This window comes from Nonomuraea bangladeshensis (genome assembly GCF_039529455.1).
GTDB classification, from domain to species: Bacteria; Actinomycetota; Actinomycetes; order Streptosporangiales; family Streptosporangiaceae; genus Nonomuraea; species Nonomuraea bangladeshensis.
In genome coordinates, this window is sequence record NZ_BAAAMV010000014.1 from 89669 (window position 1) to 101692 (window position 12024).

General features: G+C 69.6%; 12 protein-coding genes and 1 pseudogene. 9 read left to right on the plus strand and 4 right to left on the minus strand.

The window, feature by feature from the left end; translation table 11 throughout:
• Positions 1-180 precede the first annotated feature (180 nt).
• Positions 181-1746: a pentapeptide repeat-containing protein gene (locus ABD292_RS40700; RefSeq protein WP_344217234.1), complete on the plus strand. Its 1566-nt coding sequence runs from the start codon at positions 181-183 to the stop codon at positions 1744-1746.
• Between the two features lie 312 nt (positions 1747-2058).
• On the plus strand, positions 2059-2715 hold the full coding sequence (locus ABD292_RS40705; protein ID WP_344217236.1) for a recombinase family protein: 657 nt from the start codon (positions 2059-2061) through the stop codon (positions 2713-2715).
• A gap of 44 nt (positions 2716-2759) precedes the next feature.
• Here ABD292_RS40705 and ABD292_RS40710 read toward each other — a convergent pair whose 3' ends face one another.
• Positions 2760-3416: a DUF998 domain-containing protein gene (locus ABD292_RS40710; protein ID WP_344217238.1), complete on the minus strand. Its 657-nt coding sequence runs from the start codon at positions 3414-3416 to the stop codon at positions 2760-2762.
• A gap of 154 nt (positions 3417-3570) precedes the next feature.
• Between ABD292_RS40710 and ABD292_RS40715 the strand changes: the two genes are divergently transcribed.
• Both ABD292_RS40715 and ABD292_RS40720 read left to right on the plus strand, forming a co-directional pair.
• On the plus strand, positions 3571-4053 hold the full coding sequence (locus ABD292_RS40715) for a GbsR/MarR family transcriptional regulator (protein WP_344217240.1): 483 nt from the start codon (positions 3571-3573) through the stop codon (positions 4051-4053).
• Positions 4054-4056: 3 nt separating this feature from the next.
• Positions 4057-4929, plus strand: a complete 873-nt coding sequence (locus tag ABD292_RS40720) for an SAM-dependent methyltransferase (protein WP_344217242.1) — start codon at positions 4057-4059, stop codon at positions 4927-4929.
• Positions 4930-4941: 12 nt separating this feature from the next.
• Here the strand turns inward: ABD292_RS40720 and ABD292_RS40725 are convergent.
• From ABD292_RS40725 to ABD292_RS40735, 3 genes and pseudogenes are all read right to left on the minus strand, one after another.
• A pseudogene (locus ABD292_RS40725) lies at positions 4942-5604 on the minus strand (potassium channel family protein).
• Positions 5597-6946 carry a TrkH family potassium uptake protein gene (locus ABD292_RS40730; RefSeq protein WP_344217244.1) on the minus strand — a complete coding sequence of 450 codons (1350 nt, stop codon included), beginning with the start codon at positions 6944-6946 and terminating at the stop codon, positions 5597-5599. The pseudogene ABD292_RS40725 and the gene ABD292_RS40730 overlap by 8 nt, the downstream one beginning before the upstream one ends.
• The gene (locus ABD292_RS40735) at positions 6943-8154 is read right to left on the minus strand and encodes a cation:proton antiporter (RefSeq protein WP_344217418.1); all 1212 of its coding nucleotides are present in this window, start codon (positions 8152-8154) and stop codon (positions 6943-6945) included. Before ABD292_RS40735 ends, ABD292_RS40730 begins: the two co-directional genes overlap by 4 nt.
• Positions 8155-8390: 236 nt before the next feature.
• Here ABD292_RS40735 and ABD292_RS40740 point away from each other — a divergent pair, with 236 nt between their 5' ends.
• From ABD292_RS40740 to ABD292_RS40760, 5 genes are all read left to right on the plus strand, one after another.
• Complete coding sequence (locus ABD292_RS40740) at positions 8391-8906, plus strand: hypothetical protein (protein ID WP_344217246.1); 516 nt, start codon at positions 8391-8393, stop codon at positions 8904-8906.
• A 37-nt stretch (positions 8907-8943) separates the two neighbouring features.
• On the plus strand, positions 8944-9561 hold the full coding sequence (locus ABD292_RS40745; RefSeq protein WP_344217248.1) for a TetR/AcrR family transcriptional regulator: 618 nt from the start codon (positions 8944-8946) through the stop codon (positions 9559-9561).
• A 180-nt stretch (positions 9562-9741) separates the two neighbouring features.
• On the plus strand, positions 9742-10185 hold the full coding sequence (locus ABD292_RS40750; protein WP_344217249.1) for a CBS domain-containing protein: 444 nt from the start codon (positions 9742-9744) through the stop codon (positions 10183-10185).
• Positions 10182-11474, plus strand: coding sequence for an ArsB/NhaD family transporter (locus ABD292_RS40755; RefSeq protein WP_344217251.1), 1293 nt, complete (start codon positions 10182-10184; stop codon positions 11472-11474). Before ABD292_RS40750 ends, ABD292_RS40755 begins: the two co-directional genes overlap by 4 nt.
• A gap of 51 nt (positions 11475-11525) precedes the next feature.
• A complete protein-coding gene (locus tag ABD292_RS40760) occupies positions 11526-11924 on the plus strand; it encodes an STAS domain-containing protein (RefSeq protein WP_344217253.1) in 399 nt (132 codons plus the stop codon).
• Positions 11925-12024 lie beyond the last annotated feature (100 nt).

A 12024-nucleotide genomic window follows, 5' to 3' on the forward strand; every position in this document is an offset into this window, starting at 1 on the left:
TTGACCCGGCCGCCGCTGTCGAACAGTTCGACTGCCCGATGTGTGAGGCGCCTGCAGGCCCTCCACTCGGGTCCGTGCGATGAGCCCCAAAGTAGTGCCGTTACCTCAGGTCAGAGAGGGTCCGATGCTGAGTTGAGCCTCGTCTCGTAACGGTCTGCCGCCAGAAGCGGAATCGCGTACGTGGGTCTTTTCCGACGTTCTCCCCGGCCGCTGTCTCGTCCACCCCACCTGCGGCCGCCGCGCTCGATGTGGTGGTGGGCGCTGCCCGCGGCATTGCTGGTCGGCGCGGCGGTCTGGGGCGTCAGCGCCTGGCTGCTGCAGGACCTGCACACCGTCCCGGCCCCCGAGCAGGTCGCCGCCCGGATCGAGGCGGTGCGGACCGCGTTGGCGGCCGGTGCCGGGGTCGGCGCCGCGGTGACGCTGCTGCTGGCCATGCGCCGCCAGCGGCACCAGGAGCTGGCCACCGCGCACACCACGCACGACGCCGCCGAGCGCCGGGTGACCGAGCTCTACACCAAGGCAGTCGAGCAGCTCGGCAACGCCCAGGCTCCGGTCCGGCTGGGCGGGCTGTATGCGCTGGAGCGCCTGGCCCAAGACACTCCGGAACTGCGACAGACCATCGTGGACGTGATCTGCGCCTACCTGAGAATGCCGTATGCGCTGTCGCGTGAGGACCTCGGGGAGAAGGTCCGCACCGCGCAGCGCGCCGCCCGCCACCGCGAGCCGACCCGCTCGACCGCTGGCAGCGGCCGCGATCCGCAGGAGGAACGCCAGGTCCGCCTGACGGCTCAGCGCATCCTGACCGCCCATCTCCGCTACGGCGCCTCCCCGGCCCCCCGCCGCCTTGACCGCAATCCGCGCCACTGGCCGGACATCCGGCTCGATCTCACCGGCGCGGTCCTCCTCGACTTCGATCTCAGCACCTGCTGCCTGGGTCCGGCCGCGTTCAGCGGGGCGACCTTCACCGGCACCGCCCGATTCGACGGGGCGACCTTCTCCGGCGATGCCTGGTTCAGCGAGGCGACCTTGTCCGGCGATGCCTGGTTCAGCGAGGCGACCTTCACTGGCGACGCCCGGTTCGACGGGGCGTCCTTCTCCGGCGATGCCTGGTTCAGCGAGGCGACCTTCACCGGTGACGCCGTGTTCAGCAAGGCGACCTTGTCCGGCGATGCCTGGTTCAGCGAGGCGACCTTCACTGGCGACGCCCGGTTCGACGGGGCGTCCTTCTCCGGCGATGCCTGGTTCGGCGGGGCGGCCCTTTCTGGCGTCGCCCGGTTCGACGAGGCGACCTTTTCTGGCGTCGCCCGGTTCGACGAGGCGACCTTCTCCAGCGACGCCGTGTTCAGCAAGGCGACCTTGTCCGGCGACGCCTGGTTCAGCGAGGCGACCTTCACCCGCAGCGCCCGGTTCGACGAAGCGACCTTCACCCGCGACGCCCGGTTCGACGAGGCGACCTTCACCAGCACTGCCTGGTTCGACGGGGCGGCCTTCGCCGGCGGCGCCGGGTTCGGCAGGGCGTCAGGGCTGGAGACGGCGTCGCTGGCTGGGGTGCGGGTGGCGCCGCCGGCCGAGGACGTGCGGCGGGTGTGGCCGCCGTGCTGGCGGGTGGAGGCGGCGGCGGACGGGTGGCAGAGGCTGCGCGTGGTGGCGGCGGGGGACGGCGGCGGTCAGCTCGCGGACGGTGGGGCTCCGGACGGTGGGGCGGGGGTCAGCCGTCGGCCCCCCGGATGGGGGCGGTTGACATAAGCGCCGATATCGAGCACCACCACCTGGGAAAACGTGCTGCTGATCGTTATCGAGCCCGACTTATCCCGCCCTGTTCGAGCCGAAACCCGCCAGAACGTCCGCCGCCAGGGCGGCCGGGAACGGCCCCGCCGCTCGCGTTCCCACGCTCACGGAGCGCTACTTTGCGGCTCATCGCACCGACCCGAGCGGTGGGCCAAGTACCACACTCCTCGCTTCATGCTGGTACCTCAGCTGCGCGCCGAGCTGGAGGTGCGTACTCCCGCAGGCCGGGGGCCTGGACGCGCTTGGCGGGCTGGTCCGGCGGTGAAGGCTATGGCGGCGGCCACTGTCAAGCCGACCCGGGTCGGCTATGCCCGCTGCAGCACCGCGCAGCAAGAGTTGGACAGCCAGCTCGATGCCCTGAAGACGGTCGGCTGTGAACCGATCTTTGCCGAGAAGATCAGCACACGCATAAAGGTGCGGCCGGAGTTCGCCAAGGCGTTGGAGTACGCCCGCACCATCAAGCAGGCCGTTCCGCACCAGCGAGTGATCTTTACAGTGCACGAGATGAAGCGGCTGGGCCGGGGCGCCGCCGAGTTGCTCACCATCGCCGAGGACCTGCGCCACCACGACATCGAGTTGGAACTGCTCACTGGTCCGCTACAGGGCATCTACAACCCTTCCGGGCACGGGGCGGCGTTGTTTGCCTTCTTCGCCGGCATGGCCGAGTCCGAGCGAGAGTACGTGCGCGAGAAGTCCCTGGAGGGGCAGGCATCGGCCCGCGAGCGTGGCCGGCACGGCGGCCGGCCGAAGGTGTTCGACGACGACATGGTCGCCTACGCCCGCTCGCTGCGCGAGCGTGGCGTGGCTGTGCCTGACATCGCTCGCAAGCTGGTCATCCCTGCAGGCAAGAACAAGGGCAGGCATCCGTCCGTGGCCAGCGTTTACCGCGTGCTCGCTGACAGCAACCCAGCGCAGCACACGGATTGACCTGGGTACGTCGGCGGAGGGGGCACCGAGGGTGTCGAACCTGCTCAGATCTGGGAGGTGGGTCTGCGCAGCAGGTAAACGGCTACGGCGATGACCCAGGAGAAGCCGGTCAGCAGGGAGAGGTGTTCGAGCAGGCCGGCGGGAGCTGGTTGCCAGACGCCGAGGGTGTCGAGGCGGTAGGCGATGCCGGCGGCGAACGCGAAGCCGATGATCAGGCCGCCGGACAGGCGCGAGTAGAGCGCCCATCCCTGGCCTTCCTTGCGCAACCGTCGGGCCAGTACGAAAGCGGCGGCGCTCAAACCGGTGAACAGCGCGAAGCCGGCCACCTGGTGAACCAGGCCGCTGGTCGTGACGCCCGCCGGCTGCCCTGGCGGATAGCCCAGGGCGGGATCGGTGGGCACCAGCCCGGCCACGATGAGTCCGGCGGCGGTGATCACCAGCAGGAGTGGCCCCCAGGTGGCGCCGCGGCCGCCGTGTAGGCTCTGGCGCAGCCCGGCTGAGAAGGCCAGCAGGAGCAGTCCGGCGAGGACGAAGTTGACGGTCTGCAGCCAGGCGCGCTCGCCGGTGCCGAGTTGGCTGGCGCCGTGGTGCCACAGGCTGTAGCCGGGGCGGGACGCGCCATCGGCCCACAACAGGGCCGGCAGCAAGACGCCGGCGAGGACGCCGCTGCCGAGCAGCATCGTACGGGGACGGTCGGCCATCGGGGATACCCTCCTGCTTCTCCGCGACGGGGGACGTCGCGGGCCGACCAGACTTCCCGGCTCTCCAGTAGCGCGCCTTCACCTGGGAAGGCACATCCTTGATCAATACAGGCATTTTAGCTCATACTGAAATGACTGCAAGCGGAGGTGACCGGTGACGAACGAGCGGGAACAGCGGCTGGAGTGGGCCGAGCGCATCGCCATGTACCTGGCGCGCGACGGGGTACCGCCGATCGCCGGGCGGGTGCTGGGCTGGCTGATGATCTGCGACCCACCCGAGCAGTCGGCGGGGCAGATCAGTGACGCCATCGGCGCCAGCCGCGCCTCCTTGACCTCGAACCTGCGGCTGCTGACCAGCATGGGGTTCCTGTCCTGGCGGACCAGGCCGGGCGAGCGGACGATCTACTACCGGATGGCCGAGGACGCCTGGGCGGTTGTCGTGCAGCGGCAGATCGCCTCGATCGCCGCGTTCCTGGACATCACGCGGGACGGGCTGGCGCTGGCCGGCGGGCAGGAGGGCGGCGCGGAGCGGGTGCGGCAGGCGCACGCCATGTTCGAGTGGATGGCCAAGGTGTTCGACGACGCGCCGCCCCCGCCGTCGTCCCAGCCCGGGCGGGGCGACCGAGTGGAGGGATGAGGCATGGCACGAAGGCCCGCGGCGGCGCAGACCGCGCTCGGCCCCATGGTGATCGCCGCCGCCGAGCAGTACGAGCCACCCGGCCGTCGCCTGGTCGAGGACGGCCTCGCGGCCAGGTTCCTGCCGCCGGCCGCGCGGGCGACCGTCCAGGCGTGCCGGTGGAAGGCCGTGCGCGAGCGGATGATCGCCGCGACGGCCAAGCGCGCGCCGGGCGTGTGGGGTGGCGTGCTGTGCCGCAAGCGGTACGCCGACGAGAAGGTCGCCGAAGCCTTCCATGGCGAGATCGAACAGCTCGTGGTGCTCGGGGCGGGGCTGGACACCCGGGCGTGCCGGCTGACGCCGCCGGGCGGGCACGCCTACGAGCTGGACCTGCCGGCGAACATCGCCGCGAAGGCGCGGCGGCTGCGGGCGATGCCCGGCGGCGCGCCGGAGCGGGTCCAACTGATCGCCGTCGACTTCGAAAGCGCCGACCTGGCCAAGGTGCTGGCCGGGCACGGGTTCCAGGCGGATCGGCCTGCGATGTTCGTGTGGGAGGCGGTCACCCAGTACCTGACGGAGGAGGCCGTGCACGCCACCTTGACGTTCCTGTCCCGGGCCGCTCCGGGGAGCCGGTTGCTGTTCACGTACGTGCTGGTCGACTTCCTCGCCCACGGTGGGTATGGGGCGGCGGCGTTGCACGAGGAGTTCGTGGCGAAGCGGCGGGTGTGGCGGTTCGGCCTGGCGCCGGACGAGGTGGGCCCCCTGCTCGAACGTTACGGCTGGGCGGAGCATGAGCAGGTGGGCACGGCCGAGTACCGGGCCCGCTACCTGGAGCCGGCGGGCCGGGACCTGCCGATCATGGATATCGAGCGGTTCGTTCACGCCGCAAAGCCGTAGCGGGTCCGGCGTCTAGGGCAGTTCAGCGAAACGTTCGACCTGGTCGGTGGGGCCGGAGACGATGACGACGTCGCCATAGCACAGTTCGGTCTCCGCGGTGGCGTACGTGAACTCCTCTCCAGGCCGCTTGACGGCGACGATCGTGACGCCGTGCTTGCGGCGCAGGCCGGAACGGCCGAGCGGGATGCCCACGTATTCCTTCGGAGGATGCGTCTTGACCAGCGCGAAATTCTCGTCCACCTGCATGTAGTCGAGCATCCGGCCGCTGACCAGGTGGGCGACCCGCTCGCCCATATCATGCTCGCGGAACACGACGTTGTGGAACGCCGATCCGATGCAGGATCCGTCCGTGCTGCCTGCTGACCGCCTTGGCCCAGATGTGCTCGATCTCCAGCTCCACGAGCAGTGACGCGGTCAGGATGCTCGCTTCGATGTCGCCACCGATCGCCACGACGGCACGGTAGGAGTCGGGTACGCCGAGCTGGCACAGAACCCCATGTCGGTGGTGTCCGCGGTGGCGATGTGGGTGATCTCCCCTGCCAGGCTCTGCACACGCTTGGGACGGTTGTCGATGGCCAGCACCTCGATACCGCGCCGGGTCAGTTCGAGGGCCAGCGCGCTGCCGAACCGTCCCAGACCGATCACCACGACCGGATCGCTGTTCTTGTCAGCCAACGATGACCCTCTCCTCAGGCAGCTGGTAGTGGCGGACACGGTCCTTCAGCGCGAGAGCGGAGCCCAGGGTGAGCGGACCGGTCCTACCAATAAACATGAGCAGTGTCAGCAGCACCTGCCCGGCGGGTGTGACGTCCGCGGTGATGCCGGTCGACAGGCCGACGGTGCCGAAGGCCGAGACGACCTCGAACAGCACCCGATCCAGACTGTGCGGCGTCAACGCGAGCAGCGCGTACGTCGACACCGCGACCAGCGCCACGCTGACGAGGCTGATCGAGACCGCCTGACGCTGTGCCGCCTCCGCGAGCCGGCGATGGCCGATGTGCACCTCCCGCTCGCCGCGCATCTCCGCCCAGATGACGAACGCCAGCAGGCCGAACGTGGTGACCTTGATGCCGCCTGCGGTGCCGGCGCTGCCGCCGCCGATGAACATCAGCAGGTCGGTGGCGAGCCAGCTGGTGGGGTACATGTCGGCGAGGTCGAGGCTGTTGAAGCCCGCCGTGCGCGGCATGACGGCGGTGAAGAAGGCGGCCAGCAGCTTGCCGGGATCATCGAGCGCGCCCAGTGTCCTCGGGTTGCGCCATTCGGTGGCCAGGAACACCACCGTGCCGCCGACCAGCATGACCACGGTGACCCCGACGGTGACCCGGGTCAGCACCGACCACCGTCCGGGCCTGCGCCAGGCGCGCAGCAGCTCGAAAGCCACCGGGAAGCCGAGCCCGCCCACGATCACGGCGATCGCGACGGTCAGGCAGATCCACGGGTCGGTGACGTAGCGCATCAGGCTGTCGGACCACAGCGCGAATCCCGCGTTGTTGAACGCCGAGATCGCGTGGAAGACGCCCAAGTACAAGGCGCGGCCGAACGGCTCGCCGTAGCCGAGCAGGAAGCGGCCGGACAGGACCAGCGCCGCGACGGCCTCGCAGACCAGGCTGAAGACGACCACCTTGCGCACCACGTGGCGGACCTCGGTCATGCTCAAGGTCTTGGTCTCGGCCTGGGCGAAGATCCTGGCGCGTAGACCGAGCCGTCCTGTCACGACGATGGTGAACAGCGTCGCCAAGGTCATGATGCCCAGCCCGCCGGCCTGGATCAGCCCGGCGATCACCCACTCGCCGAACGCCGACCAGTGGGTCGCGGTGTCCACGACCACCAGACCGGTCACGCACACCGCGGATGTGGCGGTGAACAGGGCGGTCAGCCAGCCCGCCGGCTCGCCTGACTCGGTGGCGATCGGCGAGGCGAGCAGGGCGGTGCCGATCAGGGCCGCGGCGGCGAACCCGGTGACGATCACCTGGGCCGGATGCCGGAAGCGGCCGAGAACTCCGTACGGGCGTCTCATGTCCGCTGTTCGCGTCTGCGCAGCCGTCCGAACCAGGCCGGGACGTCGTGCTCGTCGTCGAAGCCGCGGGCCACCACGATGTCGGTCGAGGAGTGCAGCAGGATCGAGGCCACGATGGTCACGGCGACGATCTGGAACACCTGCTGCGCCGCGGCGATCCCCGAGGCGAGGACGAGCAGCCCGTACACCACGGACGCGAACCCCTTCGGCCCGAACCAGGCCACCGCCGCCTGCTCGCGCACGGTCAGCCCGGAGCGCAGGAACGACAGCCAGATGGCGACCGGACGCGCCACCACCAGCGCCAGGACCGCGAACAGCCACCCCTGCCAGCCCACCGAGCCCAGCAGGGACGGCGTGATCAGCGCCCCGAACACCAGCAGCGCCGCCAGCTTGAAGATCTCGGCGATCAGCTCCCCGAAGTGTTCGAACGACTCGCGCTGCCGCTGCCCGAACGTCGCCACCGTGATCCCGGCCGAGAACGCGGCCAGGAACAGGTTGCCGTGCGTGGCCTTGCCCACCGCCAGGACGAGCAGGCCGATGGCCAGGGCGTTCAGCGGCTCGTAGGCGGTGGAGGCGGAGAACCAGCGGGTCTGCTCCAGCTTGATCGCCGCCCACGGGATCGCCACGCCGATGAGGACGCCGAGGCCGAGCTCCAGCCCCAGCTCACCGAGGTGCAGGTCGTCGGATCCGGAGGCGATCGCCAGGAACAGGATGACGAACGGCAGCGCGAGCCCGTCGTTGACGCCGGACTCCACGTTGAGCAGCTGCCGCAGCCGGGGCGGCACCTTCTCGTTGCCGACCAGGGCGGCGGCGAAGACCGGGTCGGTGGGCGCCAGGATCGCGCCGATCAGCAGCGACTCGATCCAGCCGAGACCGAGCAGATAGTGCGCGCCGACGGCGGTGATCGCCAGGGTGAGCGGCAGCCCCCAGCCGAGCGCCCGCCCAGGCAACCGCCACGCGCTGCGCAGCTCCGTCCAGCCCACGCGCATGCCGTCGGTGAACAGAACGGCGAACAGCGCCAGCTCGGCCAGGGTGGCGACCAGGTCGTCGCCGGGTTTGAGCGAGACGATGCCGAGCATCCCATCGCCGAGCACGAACCCGGCCACCAGGAACAGCGCCGCGGTGGACAGGACGGTGCGGTGGGCGAGGCTGGACAGCAGCACCGCCAGCAGCAGCAGGGCCGCGAACGCGGTCAGCAGGGCGCCCATCACGCGGCCCGAGAGCAGATGATCATGGGGAGTGTCTCCGGTCGTCGTCGAACTCGTTGCCGACCAGACTTCCCGGCGCACCGGCGCTTACCTTAACAGCGCCGATGGCGACGCGCACCGGAGGGCCACCAGCGGCAGCGATGGCGGCATCCCGGCCTTGAAAACAAATATCCAATCTGGTTTTATAGATGAAAAGCGGGGGCGGACAGCCCTTCCCGATACCCGAGGAGACCTTCATGGACGTGTTCGGCGACTTCCTGGCCTGGGCTTGGCCGCGGCACCTGAACCCGATCAGCTGGTACATCCGGCCGCTGTTCTTCCTGCCGATCGCCTACTTCTGCTGGACCAGGCGCCCGCTCTGGCTGAGCGCGACGATCGTGGCGATGCTGTCGAGCTTCTTCTGGTTCCCCGCTCCCGCCCCTGGTCAGATAGACCCCAAGATCGCAGGTGTGCTGGAGATGGAGAAGGAGTTGTTCGCTGATCCGACGTGGATCACTTGGATGACGCTGCCGTTGATCCCGGCGCTGATCGGCGGGTTGTGCGCGGCGTTCTGGCTCCGCTCGGTCGGATGGGGGCTGGTGGTCATCGACGGCGGCTTGGCGCTCAAGATTGCGTGGACGATCGCCAACTCCGGCGGTGACGGGCTGGCGACCGTGCTGCCGCTGGGGCTGGGTGCAATCGGGATGACGGTGATCATCGTCCTCGTCGCCCGGTGGCGGGGCTTGCGGCTGGCCCTGCGCGGCTCCAGCTGAAACCATATGGACGAAACGTTCACAAAGAGCGAGAAGGATGGTGCTGATGCCGCCCGCGTTCACCGCCGAGGAGAAGGCCCGGATTACCGAGCAACTGCTGGAGACCGGCGGGCGGCTGTTCACGGCCCAGGGGCTACGCAAGACATCCCTGGAAGAGCTGATGGCCCCCACCGGAGTGGCCAAGAGCAGCTTCTACGTCTTCTTCGACTCCAAGGAGGACCTGTACCTGGAGCTGATGGTGCGGCAATCAGCGGAGGTCAAACGCAAGGTCATCGACGGCGCCCTGCTCGCCGCCGGCAGCCCGCGCGACGGGCTGCGCCGCTTCCTGCACGCCACCTTGGAGGAACTGTCGGCCAACCCTCTGTGGCGTCGCCTGATGACCCATCCCGAAGAGATGCAGGCCGTGGCCCGCAAGCTCGACCCGGCCCGTGTCACGGCCATGGCGGACAACCCCGTGACCGCTCTCACCGACTACCTCGCCACCCATCAGGACGACCTGATCCCCGCCGACCCCTTGGTGATCACCGGCGTGCTGCAGTGCGTGCTGCTGGTCCCGATGTACGCCGAGCGGCTCGGCGATCCTGTACTCCAGGCCCGGATCGTCGACCTGCTCGTCGACATCGTCGCCGCGGGCCTCACCCTCGGAAGGGACTGACCGTTCATGAGACCCCGCCCGGCGACGGCTTCCGGAAACGCAGGTCGTGCCGGGGCAGCGCTGTCACGTGCCTCGTAACGGCGGCAAGCCATGATCCTCACGGGCCCTGATACGTTGTGTCCTGGTGCGCCGGGAAGTCTGGTCGGCAGGTCCTTGTCCCTTTGACGTGAGGATGTGCTGGTGCGCGCCCGAGACCTGCTTGCCGACTTCCCCGTGGTCGGGCTCGACTCCCCGGTGATCGACGCGGCCCGGCTGCTCGCCGACCAGGATCTGCCCGGCCTCATCGTCGTCGCCGACGACGGCACACCGTTCACGATCCTGCCCGGCACCCAGGTGCTGCGGCTGGCGGTGCCCGGCTACTGCCTGGACGATCCCGCGCTGGCCCGGGTGGTCGACGAGGCGCACGCCGACGCGTTCCTGCGCGCGCTGGACGGCCGTACCGTGCGCGAGGCGCTGCCGGAGCGGCCGCGCGAGCTGCCGGTCACCGATTCCGACGCCACCGTGCTGGAGCTCGCCTCGCTCATGGCGCGCACCCGCAGCCCGCTGGTCGCGGTCATGGGCGACGGGCGGCTGCTGGGCGCGGTGACGCTGCAGGCGCTGCTGGACCGGGTGCTCGCCGCGTGAGCGTGCTCGCCTGGGCGAGCGTGGCGGCGTTCCTGGCCGCCTACGCACTGATCGCCACCGAGAAGGTCCACCGGGTCGCGGCGGCGCTGGGCGGCGCCGGGATCATGCTCCTGATCCACGCCACCGACGCCAAGGCCGCGTTCTTCTCCGAGCACACCGGCATCGACTGGAACGTCATCTTCCTGCTGCTCGGCATGATGGTCATCGTCGGGGTCCTGAAGGAGACCGGCGTCTTCGAGTACCTGGCGATCTGGGCCGCCAAACGCGCCCGAGGCCGGCCGTTCCGGCTGATGGTGCTGCTCGTGCTGATCACCGCGGTCGCCTCGGCGCTGCTGGACAACGTCACCACGGTGCTGCTGATCGCGCCCGTGACGTTCCTGGTGTGCGAACGGCTGGCGGTCAGCCCGGTGCCGTTCCTGATCGCCGAGGCGATGGCGTCCAACATCGGCGGCGCCGCCACGCTGGTCGGCGATCCGCCCAACATCATCATCGCCAGCCGCGGCGGCTTGACCTTCAACGACTTCCTCGTCCACATGGCGCCGATGATCGTCGTCCTGATGGCGGTGTTCGTCGGCCTGTGCTGGCTGCTGTTCGGCAGGTCGTTCCGCTACAACCCGGAGCGCGCCGAGCAGGTCATGGCGCTGGACGAGCGGGAGGCGATCGCCGACCGGCGGCTGCTGTGGCAGTCGCTGGCCGTGCTGGCCCTGGTGATGGCCGCCTTCGTGCTGCACCCGGTGCTGCACTACGAGCCGGCGGTGGTCGCGCTGCTGGGCGCCGGCGTGCTGGTGGCCGCCACCAAGGTACGCACCGAGCAGGCCATCGCCGAGGTGGAGTGGCCGACGCTGGTGTTCTTCGCCGGCCTGTTCGTCATGGTCGGCGCCCTGGTCGAGACCGGCGTCATCGGACAGCTGTCCCAGGCCGCGGTCGCGGCGACCGCCGGGCGGCCCGAGCTGACCACCATGGGCCTGCTGGGCGGCTCGGCGGTGGTGTCGGCCATCGTGGACAACATCCCCTACGTGGCCACGATGAGTCCCATCGTGGAACAACTGGTGCAGGCCGAGGACGGCAACGGGCCCGGGCAGGTGCTGTGGTGGGCGCTGGCCTTCGGGGCCGACCTCGGCGGCAACGCCACCGCCGTCGGCGCCGCCGCCAATGTCGTCGTGCTCGGCATCGCCGCTCGCAACGGCACCCCGATCAGTTTCTGGCAGTTCACCAAGTACGGCCTGATCGTCACCGTCGTCACGGTCGCCCTGGTGGCTCCCTATCTGTGGCTGCGCTACCTGATGTGACAGTGGCCGCAGTCTGGTCCGTCTGCCTTGCCCCCAGGAGAAAGCCCCCCGATGTCCGGTACCGACCCTGCCCGCCTCGACACCGAGGACTTCTCCATCACAGTCCGCGACCAGGGCGCCGTCCTGCTGATTCAACTGACCGGTCCTCTGGCTGGCCCGTCCGTGGACAGCGTGCGGATGTACGTCGACAGTGCCCTGGTCACGCATTCACCTCCTGAGATCGTTCTGGATGTCGGGGCGCTCACGTGCTGTGATCAGGCTGGTTACGGGATCATCCGCGTGGCTGCCGATCGGGCTCGCGCTTCCGGCGGCCGCCTGCTCATCACGAGAGGCTCCCACGTGTTCCCCGACGACCTCGACGACCTCGACGACCTGGAAACGTTCCCCACCCTCAGGGACGCCCTCCGCGAACTCGGCCGCTCGCAAACGCACGAACACGGCGACACATAAGGCAGCCCACAAGGCGGCGGTCCATGAGGTCGGCTTGCGGGGTCGGTTGCGGCGGGGCCCGGCTGGCCGACAGCGCCCGCCGCCGCCTCCATCGATTGAT

Coding starts and splice junctions, on each gene's coding strand:
- ABD292_RS40705 (WP_344217236.1), top strand. CDS start 2,059: ATGGCGGCGGCCACTGTCAAGCCGACCCGGGTCGGCTATGCCCGCTGC.
- ABD292_RS40710 (WP_344217238.1), bottom strand. CDS start 3,416: ATGGCCGACCGTCCCCGTACGATGCTGCTCGGCAGCGGCGTCCTCGCC.
- ABD292_RS40720 (WP_344217242.1), top strand. CDS start 4,057: ATGGCACGAAGGCCCGCGGCGGCGCAGACCGCGCTCGGCCCCATGGTG.
- ABD292_RS40730 (WP_344217244.1), bottom strand. CDS start 6,946: ATGAGACGCCCGTACGGAGTTCTCGGCCGCTTCCGGCATCCGGCCCAG.
- ABD292_RS40735 (WP_344217418.1), bottom strand. CDS start 8,154: ATGGGCGCCCTGCTGACCGCGTTCGCGGCCCTGCTGCTGCTGGCGGTG.
- ABD292_RS40740 (WP_344217246.1), top strand. CDS start 8,391: ATGGACGTGTTCGGCGACTTCCTGGCCTGGGCTTGGCCGCGGCACCTG.
- ABD292_RS40745 (WP_344217248.1), top strand. CDS start 8,944: ATGGTGCTGATGCCGCCCGCGTTCACCGCCGAGGAGAAGGCCCGGATT.
- ABD292_RS40760 (WP_344217253.1), top strand. CDS start 11,526: ATGTCCGGTACCGACCCTGCCCGCCTCGACACCGAGGACTTCTCCATC.